Source organism: Streptomyces sp. NPDC043853 (assembly GCF_056436025.1).
In genome coordinates this window covers 1-20079 of the sequence record NZ_JBWKDJ010000015.1, presented here as the reverse complement: position 1 = coordinate 20079, position 20079 = coordinate 1, and the positions used below count along the sequence as shown (strand labels likewise).

The following is a 20079-nucleotide window of genomic DNA, read 5'->3' as shown; positions in this document are numbered from 1 at the left end:
ACCACGCACGCCCTTCACCACTTGAACCACGAGGAGCAGGACGCATGAGCAAGCAGAGCATTCTCGGCCGGGTCGCCCAGCTCGCGAAGGCCAACATCAACGCGCTGCTGGACCAGGCGGAGGACCCGCAGAAGATGCTGGACCAGCTGATCCGCGACTACACGGACAACATCGCGGAGGCGGAGCAGGCGGTCGCCACCACCATCGGCAATCTGCGGCTGCTGGAGCAGGACCACCAGGAGGACGTGGAGGCGGCGGAGGAGTGGGGCGGCAAGGCGCTCGCGGCGAGCCGGAAGGCGGACGAACTGCGGACTTCCGGCGCGACGGCGGACGCGGACCGGTTCGACGGCCTGGCGAAGGTGGCGCTGGGACGGCAGCTCAGGTCCGAGCAGGAGGCGTCGACGGCCGAGCCGGTGATCGCGGCGCAGACGGAGGTGGTCGACAAGCTGAAGGCGGGGCTGGACGCGATGAAGGACAAGCTGTCCGAGCTGCGGGCCAAGCGGGACGAGCTGGTGGCCCGGGCCAGGACGGCGGCCGCGCAGAACACGATGATGGACGCGGTGAAGAGCATCGACGTGCTGGACCCGACGAGCGAGATCAGCCGGTTCGAGGACAAGGTGCGCCGGGAGGAGGCGCGGGCGCTGGGCAAGCAGGAGCTGGCGGCGTCCTCGCTGGACGCGCAGTTCGAGGCCCTGGACGACCTCGGCCGGCAGTCGGAGATCGAGGCCCGCCTGGCCGCGCTGAAGCGCGCGGCGTAGCGGGGCCTTGCCGGCTGCCGGCGCCGCTGTCGCTGCCCTGCGGGCCTCTCTCCCCTCCCCGCCCCCCGCGCCGCCCCCGCGCCGGCGGCGCCAAGTCAGCCGTACATGTTCAGCAATTGCTCCGCCGAGAGTTCCGTCGTCGCTTCGGTGCCGGCGCCCGGCAGGGGGAGTTCGAACCACACCGTCTTGCCGCGGTGGGTGCGGCGCGTGCCCCAGCCGGCCGAGAGGAGGCCGACGAGCTGGAGACCGCGGCCGCCCTCGTCGGTGTCGCGGGCGCGGCGGCGCCGGGGCTGGACCAGGTTCCCGTCCCAGACCTCGCAGACCAGGGTGCGGTCCAGCAGCAGGCGGAGCCGTATCTCGCCCTCGCCGTACCGGAGGGCGTTCGTCACCAGTTCGCTGACCAGCAGTTCGGTGGTGTCGAGCAGTCCTTCCAGGCCCCAGGCGGGGAGTTTGGCGCGGGCCAGTTCCCGGGCCCGGCCCACCGAGCGGGCTTCCCTCGGCAGCTGCCAGTCGCCGACCGCGTCGCCCGGCAGGCCCTGGACGCGGGCCATGAGCAGGGCGATGTCGTCCTCGCCGTGCCGGGTCTCCAGGGTGGCCAGGACGTGGTCGGCCACGTCCTCCAGCGGGCGGACGGGGTCGGCGAGGGCGTCACGGAGGCCGCGCAGCCCTTCCTCCAGCGGGTGGTCGCGGGATTCGACCAGGCCGTCGGTGTAGAGGGCGAGCAGGGCGCCCTCGGGGAGCTCCACCTCGACCTCCTCGAAGGGTTCGCCGCCCACCCCGAGCGGCATGCCCGGCGGTATCTCCAGCAGCAGGCCGGGCGGCGCTTCGGAGCCGGGTTCGCCGGGTTCCACCAGGACCGGGGGCATGTGACCGGCGTTGGCGATGGTGCAGCGCCGGGTCACCGGGTCGTAGACGGCGTACACGCAGGTGGCGAGGTAGACCTCGGACAGGTCGGCGTCGCGGGAGTGCAGGGCGGCCCGGGAGGGCTGCCGGCCGCCGCCGGGTGCGCCGAGGCCGCGGGCGACCTCGTCGAGGGCGGAGAGCACCTCGGCCGGTTCCAGGTCCAGCAGGGCGAGGGTGCGTACGGCGGTGCGCAGTTCGCCCATGGCGACGGCGGCGCGCAGGCCGCGGCCCATGACGTCGCCGACGACGAGGGCGGTGCGGTGGCCGGGGAGTTCGATGACGTCGAACCAGTCGCCGCCGACCTCGGTGGCCGCGTTGCCGGGGAGGTAGCGGCAGGCGATGTCCAGGCCGGCGGCCTCGGGGTCGCCGGGGGGCAGCAGGCTGCGCTGGAGGATGAGGGCGCGTTCGTGTTCGCGCCGGTAGAGGCGGGCGTTGTCGATGCACACGGCGGCGCGGGCGGTGAGTTCGACGGCGACGGCCCGGTCGCGTTCGCCGAAGGGTTCGCTGCCCTTGGTGCGGGAGAACTGGGCGAGTCCGACCACGGTGTCGTGGGCGACCAGCGGGACGACGAGGGTGGACTGGACGAGGTCCTCGGAACTGCCGCCTTCGAGCAGCCGGGTGCGGGCGGTGCGCAGGGCGAGGGCGCCGGGGGTGGCGGCCGGGTAGCGGTGGGTCTCCCCGACGGCGACGGGCGGGCCGGACAGCGGGGCGTCGGAGACGGCGCTGGCGAAGGCGACGCGGCGCAGCGGGGCGGAGGGGGCGCGGCCGGAGCCGCGGCCGGGGAGGCTGGGCACGCCGGGGCCCTGGGGGCGGGCGGGGCGGTCGTCGTCGCCGAGGAGCAGGCCTTCGTAGAGGTCGACGGAGGCGAGGTCGCAGAAGCCGGGGACGGTGACGTCGAGGAGTTCGCGGGCGGTGGTCTCCAGGTCGAGGGAGTTGCCGATGCGGTGGCCGGCCTCGTTGAGCAGGGCGAGGTTGCGGCGTACGCCGGCGGCCTCGCGGGCGGCGAGGTGGCGGCGGGTGACGTCGGTGCCGAGGCCGGCGACGCCGACCGGGCGGCCGGACCCGCCGTGGACGCGGTAGAGGTTGATGGACCAGTGGCGGTTCTCGCGGCTGCCGGGGGCGGCGCCGCTGATCTGGAGGTCGGTGACGGACTCGCCGGTTTCCAGGACCCGCCGCAGGGCGGCGGTCATCCGGTCGGCCTCGCGCTTGGGCAGGTAGTCGTGGACGGTGCGGCCGCGGTGGTCCTCGGCGACGCCGCCGAAGACGGTGGCGAAGCGGCGGTTGGCTCGCTGCACGGTGAGATCGGTACCGAAGAGGAGGAAGCCGAAGGGAGATTGTCCGAATATCGCCTGCGAGGCCGCCAGATCGGATTCGATCCGGCGGAGTGCGCGCACGTCGACCACGACGCAGAGCGCGGCCCGCTCGCCGGTCTCGGTCTCGGTGGGCATCACATAGATCTCGGCCACGCCGTGCCGGCCGGATCCGTCGGGCATGCGGAACGGGATGAGGCCCGTCCATTCCTTGCCGTCGAGGATCTCGGCCACCTTGCGGTGCCCGTCGGCGCGCAGCTCCGCCGGCATGAAGGCGTCGACCGGGTCGCGGCCGACGGCCTGGTCCGGCGTCAGCCCGAAGAGTTCCCCGGCGCGCAGGCTCCACTGGTCGATGAGCCCGTCGGGCCCGATCGAGAAGGACGCGACCTTGATGAAGTCATATATCGAGCCAGGCGGGCTGCTGTGCCACAGCGAATCGTGCCACGTCTCCCGGGGCATACGGGCCTGATGTGCCTGCGCAGGTATTTCGCTCACGCGACCGTCCCCTCCAGCTCACCGCAACCGGACCGGCCATGACCGAAGTATTCAGCACCACGGGCACGCCTCGCACGGCGTTCACGATCACAGCAAGGTCTCGTTGCTTTTGAGCCATTGCCCGCGATCTTCCCCGGGGCCCTCCGGCCGGTGCCGGGCGGTGCCGTCCGGGGTGTCCCCCGTGCCGTCCTTCCCCTTGTTACTCACCAGGAAGAGCCAATTCGAACCACACTGTCTTCCCCGTCTTGCCGCGCCGGGTCCCCCAGCGCTGTGCCGAGACCGCCACGAGATGAAGTCCGCGGCCGCCCTCGTCGTCGGACGTGGCGGCCCGCTCGCGGGGCGGATCCGGAAGCGGATCGGAAACCTCCACGAGCAGGGCGGGGTCTCCGGCGTGGTCGTCGGTGGCCGGATAGCGCCGGACCAGGCGGACTCCGATGGGCCCGGAGGCGTACCGGAGGGAGTTGGTCACCAGCTCGCTGACCAGCAGGACGGTCACTTCGCAGAGCGGGTCCAGCCCCCAGGCCAGCAGCTTGCCGAGCACCGCGTGGCGGGCGGTACGGACGGCACCCGGTTCGGCGGGAAAGGCCCACTCGGCGCACTCGCCGTCTGTCTCGATCACGCCGATCACTTCCCGGGCCGACAGCGGACCCCAGTGCGGTTCTTCAGGGACGAGATAGGGACTAATGACGACATACCCGATATCCCGGGCGTCGTACCGTCCGATGCCCCATCCACCGGCGCACTGTGGCACGTACGGGCTACGGCGTGCACCTCATGCGCCCCCGTGTGCGGCGGGCGCGGAGGGCCCTGCGGATTCGGCGGGTTCGGAGGCTTCTGCGGGTTCGGCGGGTTCGGCGGGTTCGGCCGGTCAGGCGGGTTCGGCATCCCGCAGCCGGCGGCCGGCCTCGGCGACCGCCGGGCGGTCCTGGTCGAGCCAGTCCACGCTGTCCAGCTCGTCCGGGGCGAGCCAGCGCACTTCGTCGTGGTCCTCCAGCGGCTCCGGCGCACCGGACAGCAGCCGCGCGGTCCACACGTGGAGCACCAGGCCGGGCTTCAGCGGCCACTGCCCCGGGATCCGCTCCAGGGCCTCGGTCTCCACACCGAGCTCCTCACGCAGCTCGCGGACCAGGGCGTCGGGTCCGCTCTCGCCGGGCTCGGCCTTCCCGCCGGGCAGCTCCCAGCGGCCGGCCAGCTCCGGCGGCGCACTGCGCCGGGCAGCCAGCAGGCGCCCTTCATGGAAAAGGGCTCCGCCCACGACCACTCGTTCCGTCGTCATGGGCGGAGCCTACGTTCTTCCGGCCGGTCAGTTCGTGGTGGCTGTCTGCCCCAGTCGTTCGACCCAGTAGAGCTGCTTGTGTCCGCGGTCGTCGAGGCTGTCGATGACCTTCTGGGCCTCGGCCCGGGTGGCGTAGCGGCCCACCCGGTAGCGGTTGCCGTTGTCGTCCTGCCGTATGACCAGCCACGGGAGCAGGGCACCGCTGTCGTTCATCGCGCTTCACCCTCCGCCGACGTACCGTCCCAGGAAACCGCATTGCGCATATGCCTGAGCTTACGCCCGACCTTCACTCAGCGGATATGAGTTTTCACCAAGAGATACCTCACAGGCGTACGCATCCGGCCATGCGTACGAGTGGGCCGTGCGCGCCGGGGCGCGGGGCGCGAACGGCCCGCCCCCGAAAGGCTGCTGAGGGTGCGGGGCCCGGCGGGTCCCCCGGGGCGGCGGGGCCTATCTGACGGGCAGGTGGTAGGCGAGGCGGTAGCGGTCCGCCGGGATCACCACGTCCGCCGTCTCCACGGCCCGGCCGGAGGCGAAGTACGTCCGCCCGATGACCATGACCACGTGGCCCGGCACGCCGCCCAGGGCCTGGAGCTCGTCCGCGAGGCCGGGCCGGGCCCCCACCTCCTCGACCACGTTGTCCACGACCACGTCGATCGCCGCCATCCGGTCGACCACGCCGCAGCCCCCGAGCGGACCCTCCTCGGGGAGCATCACCGGGGTACGGCCGGTCACGGACAGCGGCTCCCAGGAGGTGGAGAGCATCATCGGTTCACCGGCCTCCCGGAAGACGTAGCGGGTGCGCATCACACGGTCGCCGGGGGCGATGCCCAGCCGCTCGGCGATCCCCTCCGGGGCTTCGGCCTGCTCACTGCTGGAGTCCCAGGTGCCGCGCGCCCCGGCCTCCGCCTGCTCCTGGCGGAAGGGCGTGGAAGCGCCGGCCGAACGGTACGCGGAGCGGTGCACCCGGCGCGGCACCGGCTGCTCGCGCACGTAGGTGCCGGAACCGGAGCGGCCCTCGACCAGCCCCTCGGCCATCAGGACCTTGCGGGCCTCCAGCGCGACGGTGTCGGAGACCCCGTACTCCTCCCGGATCCGCGCCTGCGAGGGGAGCCGGGTATGCGGAGGCAGGGACCCATCGACGATCTTCCGCCGCAGATCCCCGGCGACGCGCAGATAGGCCGGCTGCTCACCGAAAGTCACGGGCCACTCCCCTCAGGTTGACAGACAGCTACAGCCTGGCAACCGATGGTTGAGCGCCGCAAGCAAGGGCCAGAGTTTCACCCGATGTGATGAAGTGAGGTCACTCAAACCCTCCCCGAGTTCGCACTTCGCTCCCACGGGGGACCTGCACCCGCCTCACGCCGATTCGCGCGCCGGACCCCCGCCGGAACCGCCTCCCGGGCCGCCGCGCCCGTCCTCGAATTCCTGCAGCCACTCCGGAATCCTGTCCGAAAGCCCCAGCTCACGCCGTAGATCCTGCTCCGCCTCCACCGAAAGCGCCAAGACCCCCGCGTCGCTCTGCTCCTCGAAGGCCGGCGTCCCCTTCGCCCGCGCGGCCAGGTCCCAGGCGCGCCGGGACTTACCGACGGCCGCCAGTTGCGCCGCCGCGGCCCGGCGCACCCCGGCCGAACCCTTCAGCCCGCCCAGCGCCCGCTCCTCGGCGGCGAGTGCGCCGTCCACCCGGCGGGCCCAGTCACGGTAGGCCGCGGGGGCCTGCTCCGGCTCCGGCCGCGGCTGGTCGGCGAGCACGAAGTCCACCCGGTTCGCCGCGCCGAGGAAGGTCCTCTGCTCGGCCGTGAACCCCGCCTCGGGCTGCCGGAGGCTCCCCCGGTGCTCCTCCGCCGTGGTGACGATGACGCACACCGTGGTCCGGTTCCCGGCGCGCCAGCCGTCCCGGGAGGGCGCGTAGTAGTGGCTCTCCGCGTACCCCGGCAGCGCCCAGGCGTCCATGGCGTACCGGTCCTGGGCCTCCCAGCAGCGGTCACCGGCGCGGTCGTCGAGCGCCTCCTCGCCCGGGTACGGCCGCCGCGGCTCGTCGAGGACCGCCGTGACCTCGGCGTCGTGCGGCTCGGCGCAGCCGACCGTGAACACCCTGGGGGTGGGCCCGTCCACCTCCCCGCCCGGCACGTTGAAGCAGTCCCCGGCCTCGACCTCGCCGAGGCCCGCGGCCGTCCCGACGGCCCCGCCGCGCGCGGCGGGGGACGCTCCGGCCGACTCGTCGAGGAGGGCGGCGAACTCCCGGACCGTCAGCACCGCCGCGGTGCCGGCCGTCAGCACCGCGAGCGCGACCGCCGCGGCCACCAGCACCGTGGTGCGCCGTTTTCGCGGCGCTCGGGCGGGCGCCGTCCAGGGCGTCCGCCCGGCGGGCTCGGACCGGGGGGAAAGGTGGACGGGCGGTGCCCAGGGACCGGGCGTCTGGTCGCTCACGGGTGCGCATGGTACGCAGCGGGGGCGGCCGCCGGAACGGTCGCCCCCGCCTCACGTGCTCGGACCCGGGCTCAGAACTGCAGCGACCAGGCGTCGATCTTGCCGGTGTCGATGTTCGCGTTGTCGTTCACCCGCAGCTTCCAGGTGCCGTTGGCGACCTCGCTGGAGGCATTGACCGTGTAGGTCTGCGCGATGTTGTCCGTGCTGCCGCCGCCGCGGTTGTGCAGCGTGTAGGCGGTGCCGTCGGGGGCGATCAGGTCGACCTTCAGGTCACCGATGTAGGTGTGCTTGATGTCCACCGAGACCTGCAGGGCGGCCGGCGCGTTGCCCGCCACTCCGCTCACCGTGACCGGGGACTCCACCGTGGAGTTGTCGTTGATCGCATAGTCCCCGGTGTTCTCGAACTTCGGCCCGGGCGGGTTGGTGCTCCCGCCGCCGACCCGGAGCAGCCGGTTCGGCGAGCCGGTGCCGGGGCTGCCCACCACGTTGGGCGTGGCCGCGTTCACGAGTGCGGTGCTCACCTGGGCCGGGGTGCTGGAGGGGTTCTGCGACAGGTACACCGCCGCCGCGCCCGCGACGTGCGGCGAGGCCATCGACGTACCGGAGATGGTGTTGGTGGCGGTGTCGTTCGTGTTCCACGACGAGGTGATGTTCGAGCCCGGCGCGAAGAGGTCCAGGATGGCGCCGTAGTTGGAGTAGCTGGCGCGCGCGTCCGTGTTGGTGGTCGCGCCGACCGTGATCGCCTCGGCGACCCGGGCCGGGGACTTGGTGTTGGCGTTGGTGTTCTCGTTGCCGGCCGCGACCGCGTAGGTGATGCCGGCGGCTATGGAGTTCTTCACGGCGGTGTCGAGCGCGGTGTCGGCGCCCCCGCCGAGGGACATGTTCGCCACGGCCGGCTTGACCGCGTTCTGGGTCACCCAGTCGATGCCCGCGACCACCTGGGCGGTGGTGCCGGAGCCCTGGTTGTTGAGCACGCGGACGCCGACGATCTTCGCCTTCTTGGCCACGCCGTACGCGGTGCCGCCGACGGTACCGGCCACGTGCGTGCCGTGGCCGTGGCCGTCCTGGGCGACGTTGTCGTTGTCGATGGCGTCGTAGCCGTTGAAGGCACGGCCGCCGAAGTCGCCGTGGCTGATCCGGACACCGGTGTCGATGATGTACGCGGTGACGCCCTCGCCGGCCTTGTCCGGGTAGGTGTAGCTCTGGTTGAGCGGGAGTGCCGCCTGGTCGATGCGGTCCAGGCCCCAGGACGGCGGGTTGGGCTGGGTGGCGCTGACGGTGAACGTCCGGTTCTGCACCACGGTCTTGACGGCCGGGTCGGCGGCGATCTTCCTGGCCTGCGCCTCCGAGGCGGAGATCGCGTACCCGTTGAGCGCGGCCTTGTACACGCGCTCGATCTTCGCGCCGTGGCGCTCGGCCACGGACCTGCCGCTCGCGAGGGTGGAGCGGGCGGCGGAGTCCTTCAGGATCACGATGTAGCTGCCGGCGACCGTGCCGGAGGCTCCGGCGTTCTCGATCGCGCCTTCCGCGGCGGTTCCGCCGGCGGCCGTGGCCGGGAACGTGGCGGCCGTGCCGATGGCGAGCGCGGCGACGGCGATCGCGCCGATACCGGCGAGCTTCCGGCGGGTGTGACGCATCACGGACATGTGAGGGGTCCTCCTCATAGGTGGTGCGCTGCGGGGGGTGTGCGGCATGCCCATGACAATCGATTGCGCCGTTGGGCCCGCCGCTCCCGAAAGACTGACCCAGCATCAGGCGGCCCCACAAGGGGCGGACAATCGTGTAATGCGCGCGTCACGCCACGGCCACGAACCGGCAAGGACCGCTGCACATCCGGCCCCCCGTGCCCAGATCCCGTTCCGGCCAAGCCCGCCGGCCCGCACCGTACGCCGCCCCGCACGCCCGGAGCAGGGGCCACCGCGGGATGAGGTGCACCGAGGCCGCCGGACCGGCCGAACGGACCGGGGTCGGAATCCCGCCACCCCCGGACCGACGGAACACCCGGTTCCGAAGTCTCCGGAAACCGGACGGAGTTGTGCATTTTTCGTGCGCACGCCATACGACGGGAACACGGCACCGGACGGCGGGCGGGAGCACCGCCCACCCTGGCGTCCGAGTGGGTCCTCAAGGGGTGCGGGTATACGGCCCTGCCGTGCGGCGTCGATGTCGGAAATCCGCCGGACCTGCGCGGGTTTCCCTGATCGAATGGCCCCATGGCCACTCACGCATCCTCCGCCTCCGAACTCACCGCCAGGGCCCGCGCCTTCGCCGCACTGCACACCCCCGCCTCCCCGCTCGCCCTCGCCAACGCCTGGGACGTGGCCACGGCCCGGATCGTCCAGGCCGCCGGGGCGCCCGCCATCGCCACCACGAGCGCCGGGGTGGCCTGGTCCCTCGGCGCGCCCGACGGGGACGCGCTCGCCCGGGACCGCGCGCTGGACCTGATCCGCCGGGTGGTGGACGCCGTTTCCGTGCCGGTCACCGCCGACATCGAAGGCGGCTTCGGCGCCGACGCCGCCGCCGTCGGCGAGACCGTCGCGGGAGTGCTGGACGCCGGTGCCGTCGGGATCAACATCGAGGACCGACACCGCTCCCCCGCCGAGCACGCCGAGCGGCTGGCGGCGGCGCGGGCGGCCGCCGACTCGGCCGGCGTCCCGCTGTACGTCAACGCCCGCATCGACACCTACCTCCGCGGGTACGGCGCGAACGACGCCGCCCGCCTGGACGAGACCCTGGCCCGGGCGGCCCGCTACCTGGAGGCGGGGGCCAGCGGCGTCTTCGTCCCCGGGGTGCACGACCCGGCGACGGTGGCCGAACTCGCCGGGGGCATCCCCGCCCCGCTGAACGTCCTGGCAGGACCGGGCGCCCCGGCCGTCGCCGAACTGGGCGCCCTGGGCGTGTCCCGGGTCAGCCTCGGATCGTGGGTCGCCGAGGCGGCCCATGCCCTGGTGAAGCGGGCGGCCGGGGAACTGCTGGCGAACGGCACCTACGGGGCGCTCGCCGACTCCCTGCCGTACGGGGAGCTCAACGCCCTGCTCGAGGGAGGCAACTGAGCGGAGGCGGGGGCGGGAACCGAACGGGCGTGCGTTCCGGGGGTGGAAATTCAGATACATGCATCCGCCAACGACCATAGGATCCGGACGTGCCCCCATCGAACGCTGCGGAGAGCAGCCCAGAAGCCCCGCCCGCCGGCACGGCCGCCGACACAGCCGCCGATACAGCCGCCCGCACAGCCGCCGACGAGGCCGCCGGCAGGTCCCCCGCCCCGGGCACCCGCAAGGTCACCGGCGCGGTCTGGGCGGCGCTCGCCGTCGTCTACGTGGTCTGGGGCTCCACCTACCTCGGCATCCGGATCACGGTCGAGACGATCCCGCCCTTCGTCTCCTCGGGCATCCGGTTCGTGATCGCCGGCCTGCTGCTGGCCGCACTGGTGGCCTGGCGGAGCGGCCCGGCCGCGCTCAGGGTCAGCGGCCGGCAGCTGGGCTCGGCGGTCCTGGTCGGCCTGCTGCTGGTGCTCGGCGGCAACGGCCTGGTCGTGCTGGCCGAGACGGAGATCCCGTCCGGCCTCGCCGCGCTCCTGGTCGCGGCCGTACCGATGTGGGTCGTGCTGCTGCGGGTCTGGAGCGGAGACCGGCCGGCGCCCAGCACGCTGGCCGGGGTCCTGGTCGGCATCGCCGGGCTCGCGGTGCTGTGCAGTCCGGGGCTGACCGGGGACGTTCGGCTGTGGGGCGTGCTGCTGGTGCTGGGCGCCTCCCTGGCCTGGTCGCTGGGCTCGTTCGCCTCGGGGCGGCTGCCCCTGCCCTCCCATCCGTTCACGGCCAGCGCGTACGAGATGCTGGCGGGCGGCATCGCGGGCCTGCTGGTGGGCCTCTGCCGGGGCGATCTGCAGGAGTTCGACGCCGGCGCCGTGTCGGCCGCCTCGTGGACGGCCCTCGGCGGACTGATCGTGTTCGGTTCGCTGATGGGCTTCACCGCGTACGTGTGGCTGCTCAATGCCGCGCCGCTCTCGCTGGTCGCCACCTACGCGTACGTCAATCCGGTGGTCGCCGTGGCGCTGGGCGCGCTGGTCCTCGACGAGGCGGTCACCTGGCCGATCGCGGTCGGCGGCGCGATCGTGGTGGCGGCCGTCTGCGTGATCGTACGGACCGAGCGGCGGGGCTGAGCCGGGCCGGACCTCTCCGCCGTGGGCGGGTCGGGACCGGGCGCCGGGTGACCGCGGGCGCGTCAGCCGCGGGCGGCCCGCTCGTACAGGGCCTCGGCCCGGTCGTCGAACAGCGCGGCGGTCGAATCCACGTCGGTGTCCCCGCCGCTGAGCACCCCGATCAGGCGCCCCGCCCGGTCGGGGGCGCGGTCGGCGATCCACGGACTGCCGCTGGTCCCCGTCCAGAAGCCCGCGCAGCTGATGTACAGCATGTCCGGATCGTCCTCGTCGTGGCCGGTGCGGGTGGTGCAGGAGATCGGCTCGTTCTCCGGATTGTGGTCCTCCTCCGGGTATCCGACCACCGTGACCTCCCGCTCGTACCCGGAGTGCCAGTCCGGCCGCGGGGCCCGGTCACGGCCCACCACGTCCTGCAGGCTGCGGCCGTCCTCGTCCGGCTCGACCGTCAGGAAGGCGTAGTCCGCCGTGTCCTCGCCCCATTTGGACCAGCGGTCGTCGACGTGCACGGAGCTGACCCGCCACAGGCCGAGCGGCTGCCGGCCGGATCCCTCCCCGGAGAAGGCGGGAGCGAAGGACAGTTCGCCGATGGCGAGGCCGTCGTGCGCGACCTCGCCCGGCTCCCCGTCCTTGCCCTCGGGGGCCACGCAGTGCGCGGCGGTGGCGACCACGTTGCCATTCGGGCTGTCGACCACGCTCGCCGTGCACCAGTGCTCCCCACCGGCCATGAGCACGCCCACGGTCGGGAAGGGGTGCTCGGCGGCCTTCCCGGGGCTGGGTTTGAACAGGGCCACCGTGACCATCGCCAGCACGGTGGCGACGACCGCGGATATGCCCTTGCCGAGTGGGCTCATCGCGCCGCGCGGTCCGGGGTGGGCGCGAGCAGTACCTTGCTGATCCACTCCAGCGAGCCCTCCCTCATGCCCCGTACGTACGACTTGCCGTTGTGCGATCCATCCTGGATCACCTGCAGGCGAGTGTGCACGGGTCCCCGGGTGAAGCGGCGCATGAACTTCTCGGCGATGTCCCGTCCGGTCTCCTTGGTACCGATCTGGAAGTTGAGGTAGACGTCCGGGCCGCCCGCCGCGATCAGCTTCTCGGCCAACCGCTCCGGGTCGTTCGCCTCCATCGCCTGCCTGTTCCCCTTCCACAGCGGGGAGTCGGGGACGGTGTCGACCCCGCTGGCGATGACCGCCTTGAACCGGTCGGGGTGTTTCAGGACGTGCTTGAGCGCGCCGAAGCCACCCGAGGAGGAGCCCATGAAGGCCCAGCCGTCGCGGGAGGTGAAGGTGCGGAAATTGGCCCGCACGAAATCCGGTACGTCTTCGGCCATCCAGGTGCCCATCCTGGGCTGCCCGGGGATGTCCGAGCCGTCGAAGTGGTTCTTGGTGTCGGCGTTGATCACCGGCATGACGAGGACGAACGGCAGGCTGCGGCCGGCCTTCACGCCGTCCGTGACGGCCTGCTGGAGTCCGAGGCCGGGGCCGGTCCCCCAGTAGTTGTTCGGATAGCCACGGCCGCCGGGGAGCGAGATCAGCACCGGGAAGGCGCTGCGCGCGTAGGCCGGGTCGTCGTACTCCTTGGGCACCCAGACCCAGACGTCGCCGGTGAAGCCGGACTTGCCGCCCTTGAGGGTGGCCTTGCCGATCTCGGTGCCGTCGGGCAGGCGGGCCTGCCGGACGAACTTCGCGGCCGGCCCGGTGGGCATGCGGATGCCGGGGTCGGCCACGGTGGCCGCGGCATCGCCCTCGCCCCGGCCGAAGCTCATCGGCTCCCCTATGTCGCTGAACACGTCGAACTGGTACGCCGCGACGCCGCCCCCGGCGGCGAGGGCGAGCGCGAGGGCCCCGCAGATCAGGAGCAGGCGCTTGCGGCGGGGCCGGCCTGCGGGACGGGTCCGGCCGGTCGGGCCGGGCTCACCGCTCGCGGGCTCACCGCTCAGGCCGGGCTCACCGCTCGGGGCGGGCTCACCGCTCGGGCCGCCCTGCTGGTCATGGTGCACGGAACATCTCCGATGGTTACCGATTGATCCCCCTTACACACGATAGAGAGCCCGAAATCCGCTCCTGGGTTGCCTGCGGGGCGGGGCGTGTGCCGGGAACGGACGTGGCACTCGCCACGTCCGCCGGGATACGGCGCCGGGGGTGCCGCCGCCCCGTGCCGTCGGAGTCCGGCAGCCGGTGCCGGGGAGTCACCCGGTGGGGTGACGGCTCACCCCGCCTCCGGCTTGGGCGCCTTCATCACCTTGCTGGTCTTCTCCAGGGCGCTCTCCTTCATGCCCCGCACGTAGTCCCAGCCGTTGTGGTCGCCGCCCTGGATCTCGTGGATGTCCACCTTTACCGGCCCCTTGCCGTACTTCTGCCGGAACTGCTCCAGCCGGGCCCGGCCGCCCTCCTTGGTGCCGTACTGGAAGTTGACGTACACCTCGGGGCTCTTGGGGTCGTCGATCAGCTTCTGGGCCAGCTTCTCCGGGTTGTTGGCGTCCATCTCCTTCTGGTGGCCCCTCCAGAGCGGGGAGTCGGGGACGAGATCACCGCCGTTGGCGATCACCGCCTTGAAGCGGTCCGGGTGCTGCATGAGCTGCTTGAGGCCGACGAAGGCGCCGGAGGAGTTGCCCATGAAGGCCCAGCCGTCGCGGGACTTCCAGGTGCGGAAGTTGGCCTTGGCGAAGTCCGGGATGTCCTCGGCCATCCAGGTGCCCATCTTGGCCCGGCCGGGGATGTCGGAGCCGTCGTAGTAGTACTTGGCGTCCGGGTTGAGGACCGGCATGACCACCACGAAGGGCAGGCTGGTGCCCTTCTTCACGCCCTCGCTGATCGCCTTCTGCAGGCCGAGGCTGCGGTCGGACCAGTAGTTGTTCGGGTAGCCGTTGCCGCCGGGGAGGGCGATGAGCACCGGGAAACCGCTCTTGGCGTACTTCGGGTCCTCGTACTCCTTGGGCGTCCACACCCATACGTCGCCCTCGAAGCCGGACTTGGCGCCCTTGAGGCGGGTCTTGGATATCCGGGTGCCGTCGTCGAGCTTGCTGCTCTGCTTGAACGTCGCGGCAGGGCCGGTGGGCAGGGACAGGTCCGGGTCGCCGGAGGGGGCCGGGGCGTTGCCGCCGCCGGTCTTCCCGCCCTGGGCCGCGGGCGGCGTGCCGTAACTCACCGTCTCGCCGTTGCCGTCGAACCAGTCCGTCTTGAAGTAGGCCCAGCCGGCGCCGGCGCCGGCGAGCAGGGCGACGACGACCGCCGCGCCGGTCCACACCTTCGCGCGGGACCGCTTGGGCGGGCGCGGGGGCTCGTCGTCGTACGGGGGCTGCTGCTGCGGCTGCTGCCCGTACGGCGGCGGAGGGTACTGCGGAGCTCTGTACTGCGGAGGCTGGTGCTGCGGAGGCTGGTGCTGCGGAGCCTGGCGCTGCGGCGGGTACGGCTGCGGCGGCTGGTGCGGCTGCTGCTGCTGGTACTGGTGCACGGGCTTCGCTCCGAACGGTCATGGCTGCCCCGCGCATCGCGCCGGACAAACGGCTGGTCATCCCATTGGTCCTGATGCAGCCATGCCACGAGGGGTTGCAAAACCCGGCAAAAAGATGATGTGAATCCCATATGAACGGCGCGCGGGCCCGGGCTCAGCGCTGCGCGTCGAGCAGGTCGGCGCACCGCCCCAGCAGCGCGACCAGCAGCTCCCGCTCCTCCTCGGTGAAGGTGGCGGCGAGCGCCCGCTCGACCCGTACGGCCGCCTCGTCCGCCACGCCCATCACGGCCCGGCCCTCGTCGGTGAGCCGGGTCTCCAGCACGTTGCGGTGCCACTCGTGCGGGGTGCGCTCGATGAGCCCGCGCTCCTGGAGGTTCTTCAGCACGGTGTTCATCGTCGGCGGCGTGACCCCGCACATCCGGGCCAGCGCCGCGGCGGAGATCCCCGGATTCTCGGTGAGGCAGAGCAGCGCGGCGTACTGCGGAACCGTTACTCCGGCCGGCTTGAGCGCGGCGTGCTTCGCCGCCATCAGAGCCTGCTCGGCGCGCTTGAGGTGGGAGCCGACTCGCTGCTCGGCGGGCATGGAGGTCATGACCGAATCCTAAAGCCCTTGCATCCATTAGAGCTCTAACATACATTCGCTCTCACATCGACACGAGAGGTCTGATTACCATGCGAGCACACCTGAAGCGCACCGCGGCCATCGCGACTGCCCTGCTGGCGGCACTGGCTACGGCACCCTCGGCCTCGGCGGCGGCAGCCACACCGGCACCCTGCCCCCACATATCGACGGCGTTCGCCCTGCCGGGCGCGAAGGTCTATCCGGAGGGCATCGCAGCGGACGCCCGCACCGGCGACGTCTACGTCGGCTCCTACGCCGACGGCACGGTCTACCGGGCCCGCCCCGGGCAGCGCACGGCCGAGGTCTTCCTGCCCTCCGGCACCGACGGCCGGGACACCGCCAACGGACTGCGGGTGGACGACCGGGGACGGCTCTGGGTGACGGACTCCACCACCGGCGTGGCGGTCTACGACCCGTCCACCCGCACCCGCATCGCCCACTTCGAAGCGACGGGCACCGATCCCTTCTTCATCAACGACCTGACGATCACGCCGGACGGCACGGCCTGGCTGACGGACAGCTTCCGCTCCGCCGTCTACCGGGTCACCCCCGCCGACCTGGCCCGCGGCACCGGCGAACTCCGGGCGGCGTACGACCTGGACCTCCCGGCCGGCTCCGTCACGTTGAACGGCATCGTCTCCGACCCGGCCGGCCGCTACCTGCTCACCGTGGACATGACCGGCGGCGGGCTGTACCGGATCGACCTCCGCTCGGGAGCGATCACCCGGGTGGCCCTCCAGGGCGGGGACATGAAGGCCGCCGACGGCCTGCACCTCTCCCCCGGCGGCACCCTGCGGGTGGCCCACAACACCACCAACACCCTGAGCCGCTGGCAGCTTTCCGCCGACGGCACCCGCGCCCGCCTCACCCACAGCCTGACCGACCCGTCCCTGCAGATCCCCACCACCCTGACCCGCAGCCACGGCAGCACCCTGGTCGTCCGCTCCCAGTTCGACAAGGGCGGCCCCATGACCCCCTCGACGGGCACCCCGACCACCTTCACGATCGCCGCGGTGCGCGGCCTCTGAGCCGCGTCCTTTCGGATCGGACCACCCGGCGTGATCCGGAGAACGCGGCCTGGCCACCCGCACGATCACCGCGGCCCGCGGTCCCTCCGGCCCCTCAGCCATGCCACCGCCCACAGAAGGTGCCCGCCACCCAGGCATGCCAGCACGGCCACGGCATCAAGCCGCTCCGCGGGAGAGTGGCTGCCGCCAAGGGCATGTGCAGCCCGGAACAGCAGCGTTGTGTCCGCGGGAAGAGTGACAAGAGCGAGGAAGCCCAGACAACCGCTCGTGCCGAGGACCAGCACCACGCCATACGCACGGACGGCTGCCCGCTCCAAGGCAGGCCGTCCGGCAGCTCGGCCCGCGCCGACAGGGCCGTCCCCTTTCGACGCGGGCCGAAGTCGCCGAAGGGCGTTCAGGACGAACGCCCGACCGTCCTTGTGCAAGTCCCGGCAGCCGGCGAGATCCTCCAGGACGAAGTAGAGGTCGGTGCGGAGGAAGACGAGCAGCTGAAAGGGCAGCATCAGCAGGGCCAGCATCGCCAGGGCCAAAAGGAAGCGGTGGAGCGTCGTTGAGGGTCCGGTCACCGCAGCGAGCAGTACGGCCACGGAGAACACGGTGAGGTCAGCACCGATGCCGGCCAGGTATCCCGTGATCCGGATACGGCGCGGAGCCAATTCGATGCCGCTCACATCCGTCTGCACGACCAGGAACTGCAGGCGCGTTCCCCACCGCATCCGGCCCGGCACCCCCACAGCCCGGGCGACCACGAGATGGGCGAGCTCGTGCCAGAACAGCAGGACCCAGCCCGCAACCGCAGCCGAAGCAAGCACGGGAGTTCCGTGCCGAGTCCATATCAGCTCCTGATAGCCGAGGGACACGTCGGGATGCCATACGGTCACCACGAGGGCAGTGAGAACGAGCTGCGCTACCAGCACCGGCACCAGGGGGCTCAACGTCCAACGCACATGTGCGGGCCGGATCCACGCGAAGGTGGGTTCCGGCAAGGGAGCGGGTGGCAGCGGTCGGCCGTCCACCTCCGCCACGAAACCGAGACCCATCAAGGCCTCCACAAAGTCCAGCACGTCGAAGTCCTCACCGTGCTCCTCGATCAGCGTGACCCGGACCCGCTCCGGGGTCATCCCGCGGTCGAGCAGATCCACAGCCCGCTTGCCGACGTCCGGCAAGGCCACACAGCTTCCGGCTGCCATGCGGCCCACGATCCATTCCACGCCGTCGCGTCGTACGCCGAGCCGGTGAAGGCGGACCGTCGACGTACTGACCACGGACGGGAAACGGCCATCAGTCATTCGGCCCCGCCACGACGCCACATGCCGGGCACTCGGGGCGCCGGGGGAACCGCTCGACCACCGGCTCCTCCGGCACGATGAGGTTCAGGCCGATCCTGCATCCGGGCTCGAGGACCGGTACACCCGTCAGCAGAGCGAGCGCGGCGTACGCCAGCAGGCCACCCGACAGACCGGCCGTCACAGCATTGGCGGGATTCCAGGCCATCCTGGGTGAAGCAACGGATTCGTCCTCTCCCACGGCGAGACGCAGGTCTCGGCGTTCGATCTCACCCGCGCGCAGGCACTCCCAGCAGGGCCCGTGGCCCGGCACATGCACTCCAGCAGTCACCAACGGACCGCGGTAGCCGCCTTCCACCCATGGCATCTCCGCGTCCAGGCAGACCGGCGGGGCGTGCGGTCCATCCACCTCAGCAGGGTGACCCCGCGGCTGTATCGGGTTCGGTCCCGTTCGCCCAGTTCCGGTGGCACAGCGGCACCGGCGTCCTCAAGGAAGCCCGCGCCCAGGAGATCGTCCAACGCATCGCGCAGATCGTCCTCACTCAGCTCCGCGTGCTCGCCCAGCACCACCCCGATGACCTCTCTCACGCCTCGGGTGCCGTCCAGGAGCTGCGTGAGGGTCCACACCCAGCCATCGGGGTCGCGGATCTCCGCACCGATGCCGTACACGACGCTTCCGATCCGCACATGCCCATCCGCCGTCCGGTAGGCACGATGCTCAGGTTTGACGCGCGGCCGCGCCATTCCGAAAACAGACCTCACATGCACCCCTCCCCCTCCGAAACGCATCCTTGACACTCTCGACCCACCGGCTCACCCTGACTGACAGATTGATTCAACTGCCAGTCCTGGCACCGACTTTGGCGAGAGGACTCCTGATGCCCAAGAAGATCGAGATACGCCCCCTGGACAAGAAGGAAACCACTGGCGCCAGCAACTCGACCGGTAGCTGAGCTCCGGGGGGACGGCGAAATTCACCCCGTGGACCTGTACCCGACGGCCGGTGCACTGATCGCGTCGGCGCGCCGCCTGGCTGATGCCCTGCCCGAGGTCGCGCGGCTCCGCGAAGTCGGGCGCTCGCGTGGCGGCCGGCCGGTGTGGCTGCTGTCCGTCGGACGGGAGGGACGCGACGTCCTCGTCGTCGCCGGGGCACACGCCAACGAGCCGGTCGGCGGACTCACCGCACTGCGCCTGGCGAGCCTGCCGCACGAGCTGGAACGCACAGGATGCACCTGGCACTTCCTGCTGTGCCTGGACCCCGACGGAATGGCCCTGAACGAGGACTGGATACGGCAACCGGACTCCCTGGAGACCTACTACCGGGGCCTGTTCCGGCCCGTGTCCACGGCCCAGCCGGAGTTCCTGCCGGCCGGCCGGGCGCGCGGATCGCTCATGCCGGAGTCGCGCGTCCTGGTGGACCTGCTGGACGAGCTGCGTCCGGCGGCGTACTTCTCGCTGCACGGTGTGGACGTCGGCGGCGCCTTCATCCAGCTGACCCGCGAAGTCCCGGGCGCGGCGGAGGAGTTCAGGGAGGCCGCCGCAATCCTGGGCATCCCGGTCGAGCACCGACCGTACGACGGCATCGACTGGGAGGTCCGGCATCCCGGCGTCCTGGTGCTGCCGGCGTCACAAGGCGGGAGCGAACGGGACCCGGCCGGCTTCTCGGCCGAGCCGACGTGGACGTACGCCATGCGCCACGGCACCGTGTCGGTGGTGGTCGAGGCACCGGCCTGGGCGGCGTACGGGGTGAGCGAGGCGGGCCCGCCAAAGACACCGCCACGGGACGGAATCGCGGCGGTCAGCGACCTGCTGCTCGAACGGGCGGACCGGGTGGAGCGGGCACTCGGCGGCCTGCACGGCCGGCCCGGCCCGTTCGCGGACGCCGCCGGGGAACTGCTCAACGCCTGCCAGGGCGTGGTGCACACCTGGAAGGACCTCGCCGACCAGGGCCTGCCGGGCCTCGCCGACACGGCCGGCAACTGCGCCTCACTCGGCATCGCGGCCCGTCGCATCCCCCTGCGCGCGGCCGCGATGATGCGCCGGTCCCTGGACCCGACGGGCCCGGCCGGGGCCCGCGCCACCGCCGCCCTGACGACCCTGGTGCACGACTGGTCCCGCGAACTGCGGTCGGCCTACGCCCCGGTCTGGATTCCGCCGACCGCCCAGGCATCGTTCCAGACCCGTGCGGTCCTCCACCTGGCCGCCCGCATCCTGGCATGACCTGCTGAAGCGCTCCGGGCGGAGTCCGGACAGGTGAATAACCCTGAACGCAGAAAAGCCCCGCACCGTATCCCGGAGGATCGGTGCGGGGCTTCCCGCAATGATTGTTCGGCGGCGTCCTACTCTCCCACAGGGTCCC

Annotated in this window: 18 protein-coding genes; 5 read left to right on the top strand and 13 right to left on the bottom strand. The window is 72.0% G+C overall.

The annotated features are described in order from the left end of the window. Positions 1-44 precede the first annotated feature (44 nt). A complete protein-coding gene (locus AC067U_RS30490) occupies positions 45-758 on the top strand; it encodes a PspA/IM30 family protein (RefSeq protein WP_478833042.1) in 714 nt (237 codons plus the stop codon). Between the two features lie 95 nt (positions 759-853). Here AC067U_RS30490 and AC067U_RS30485 read toward each other — a convergent pair whose 3' ends face one another. From AC067U_RS30485 to AC067U_RS30455, 7 genes are all read right to left on the bottom strand, one after another. Then, complete coding sequence (locus AC067U_RS30485; protein WP_478833041.1) at positions 854-3466, bottom strand: SpoIIE family protein phosphatase; 2613 nt, start codon at positions 3464-3466, stop codon at positions 854-856. Between the two features lie 199 nt (positions 3467-3665). Further along, positions 3666-4094 carry an ATP-binding protein gene (locus AC067U_RS30480; protein ID WP_478833040.1) on the bottom strand — a complete coding sequence of 143 codons (429 nt, stop codon included), beginning with the start codon at positions 4092-4094 and terminating at the stop codon, positions 3666-3668. 240 nt (positions 4095-4334) lie between these two features. Further along, the gene (locus tag AC067U_RS30475; RefSeq protein WP_478833039.1) at positions 4335-4742 is read right to left on the bottom strand and encodes a (deoxy)nucleoside triphosphate pyrophosphohydrolase; all 408 of its coding nucleotides are present in this window, start codon (positions 4740-4742) and stop codon (positions 4335-4337) included. Positions 4743-4769: 27 nt separating this feature from the next. Then, a complete protein-coding gene (locus AC067U_RS30470; RefSeq protein WP_393574384.1) occupies positions 4770-4955 on the bottom strand; it encodes an SPOR domain-containing protein in 186 nt (61 codons plus the stop codon). Between the two features lie 237 nt (positions 4956-5192). Continuing rightward, complete coding sequence (locus AC067U_RS30465) at positions 5193-5945, bottom strand: GntR family transcriptional regulator (RefSeq protein ID WP_478833038.1); 753 nt, start codon at positions 5943-5945, stop codon at positions 5193-5195. A gap of 156 nt (positions 5946-6101) precedes the next feature. Next, complete coding sequence (locus tag AC067U_RS30460; protein WP_478833037.1) at positions 6102-7172, bottom strand: septum formation family protein; 1071 nt, start codon at positions 7170-7172, stop codon at positions 6102-6104. 71 nt (positions 7173-7243) lie between these two features. Further along, the gene (locus tag AC067U_RS30455; RefSeq protein ID WP_478833036.1) at positions 7244-8818 is read right to left on the bottom strand and encodes a S8 family peptidase; all 1575 of its coding nucleotides are present in this window, start codon (positions 8816-8818) and stop codon (positions 7244-7246) included. A 567-nt stretch (positions 8819-9385) separates the two neighbouring features. On the opposite strand from AC067U_RS30455, the gene AC067U_RS30450 reads away from it, so the two are divergent. Both AC067U_RS30450 and AC067U_RS30445 read left to right on the top strand, forming a co-directional pair. Further along, positions 9386-10225 carry an isocitrate lyase/PEP mutase family protein gene (locus AC067U_RS30450; RefSeq protein ID WP_478833035.1) on the top strand — a complete coding sequence of 280 codons (840 nt, stop codon included), beginning with the start codon at positions 9386-9388 and terminating at the stop codon, positions 10223-10225. Positions 10226-10314: 89 nt separating this feature from the next. Beyond that, positions 10315-11334, top strand: a complete 1020-nt coding sequence (locus AC067U_RS30445; RefSeq protein ID WP_478833034.1) for an EamA family transporter — start codon at positions 10315-10317, stop codon at positions 11332-11334. A gap of 62 nt (positions 11335-11396) precedes the next feature. Here AC067U_RS30445 and AC067U_RS30440 read toward each other — a convergent pair whose 3' ends face one another. The 4 genes from AC067U_RS30440 to AC067U_RS30425 form a co-directional block, all read right to left on the bottom strand. Further along, entirely contained in the window at positions 11397-12182 is a 786-nt protein-coding gene (locus AC067U_RS30440; RefSeq protein ID WP_478833033.1) for a trypsin-like serine peptidase, read from the bottom strand. Beyond that, positions 12179-13330 carry an alpha/beta hydrolase gene (locus tag AC067U_RS30435; protein ID WP_478833032.1) on the bottom strand — a complete coding sequence of 384 codons (1152 nt, stop codon included), beginning with the start codon at positions 13328-13330 and terminating at the stop codon, positions 12179-12181. The genes AC067U_RS30440 and AC067U_RS30435 overlap by 4 nt, the downstream gene beginning before the upstream one ends. Before the next feature lie 209 nt (positions 13331-13539). Further along, entirely contained in the window at positions 13540-14784 is a 1245-nt protein-coding gene (locus tag AC067U_RS30430) for an alpha/beta hydrolase (RefSeq protein ID WP_478833031.1), read from the bottom strand. 154 nt (positions 14785-14938) lie between these two features. Next, complete coding sequence (locus AC067U_RS30425; protein WP_478833030.1) at positions 14939-15376, bottom strand: MarR family winged helix-turn-helix transcriptional regulator; 438 nt, start codon at positions 15374-15376, stop codon at positions 14939-14941. 80 nt (positions 15377-15456) lie between these two features. Here AC067U_RS30425 and AC067U_RS30420 point away from each other — a divergent pair, with 80 nt between their 5' ends. After that, on the top strand, positions 15457-16434 hold the full coding sequence (locus tag AC067U_RS30420; RefSeq protein WP_478833029.1) for an SMP-30/gluconolactonase/LRE family protein: 978 nt from the start codon (positions 15457-15459) through the stop codon (positions 16432-16434). A gap of 65 nt (positions 16435-16499) precedes the next feature. Here the strand turns inward: AC067U_RS30420 and AC067U_RS30415 are convergent, their stop codons facing one another. Continuing rightward, the gene (locus tag AC067U_RS30415) at positions 16500-17645 is read right to left on the bottom strand and encodes a hypothetical protein (protein WP_478833028.1); all 1146 of its coding nucleotides are present in this window, start codon (positions 17643-17645) and stop codon (positions 16500-16502) included. A 70-nt stretch (positions 17646-17715) separates the two neighbouring features. Continuing rightward, positions 17716-18129 (bottom strand): hypothetical protein, encoded by a 414-nt coding sequence (locus AC067U_RS30410; protein WP_478833027.1) that lies wholly within the window; start codon positions 18127-18129, stop codon positions 17716-17718. Between the two features lie 572 nt (positions 18130-18701). On the opposite strand from AC067U_RS30410, the gene AC067U_RS30405 reads away from it, so the two are divergent. Beyond that, on the top strand, positions 18702-19940 hold the full coding sequence (locus AC067U_RS30405; protein ID WP_478833026.1) for a M14 family zinc carboxypeptidase: 1239 nt from the start codon (positions 18702-18704) through the stop codon (positions 19938-19940). Positions 19941-20079: the final 139 nt, after the last annotated feature.

What these genes read in the sequence shown, in the direction of transcription:
- AC067U_RS30490 (WP_478833042.1), top strand. Translation starts at nt 45, where the DNA reads ATGAGCAAGCAGAGCATTCTCGGCCGGGTCGCCCAGCTCGCGAAGGCC.
- AC067U_RS30475 (WP_478833039.1), bottom strand. Translation starts at nt 4,742, where the DNA reads ATGACGACGGAACGAGTGGTCGTGGGCGGAGCCCTTTTCCATGAAGGG.
- AC067U_RS30470 (WP_393574384.1), bottom strand. Translation starts at nt 4,955, where the DNA reads ATGAACGACAGCGGTGCCCTGCTCCCGTGGCTGGTCATACGGCAGGAC.
- AC067U_RS30455 (WP_478833036.1), bottom strand. Translation starts at nt 8,818, where the DNA reads ATGTCCGTGATGCGTCACACCCGCCGGAAGCTCGCCGGTATCGGCGCG.
- AC067U_RS30450 (WP_478833035.1), top strand. Translation starts at nt 9,386, where the DNA reads ATGGCCACTCACGCATCCTCCGCCTCCGAACTCACCGCCAGGGCCCGC.
- AC067U_RS30440 (WP_478833033.1), bottom strand. Translation starts at nt 12,182, where the DNA reads ATGAGCCCACTCGGCAAGGGCATATCCGCGGTCGTCGCCACCGTGCTG.
- AC067U_RS30425 (WP_478833030.1), bottom strand. Translation starts at nt 15,376, where the DNA reads ATGACCTCCATGCCCGCCGAGCAGCGAGTCGGCTCCCACCTCAAGCGC.
- AC067U_RS30420 (WP_478833029.1), top strand. Translation starts at nt 15,457, where the DNA reads ATGCGAGCACACCTGAAGCGCACCGCGGCCATCGCGACTGCCCTGCTG.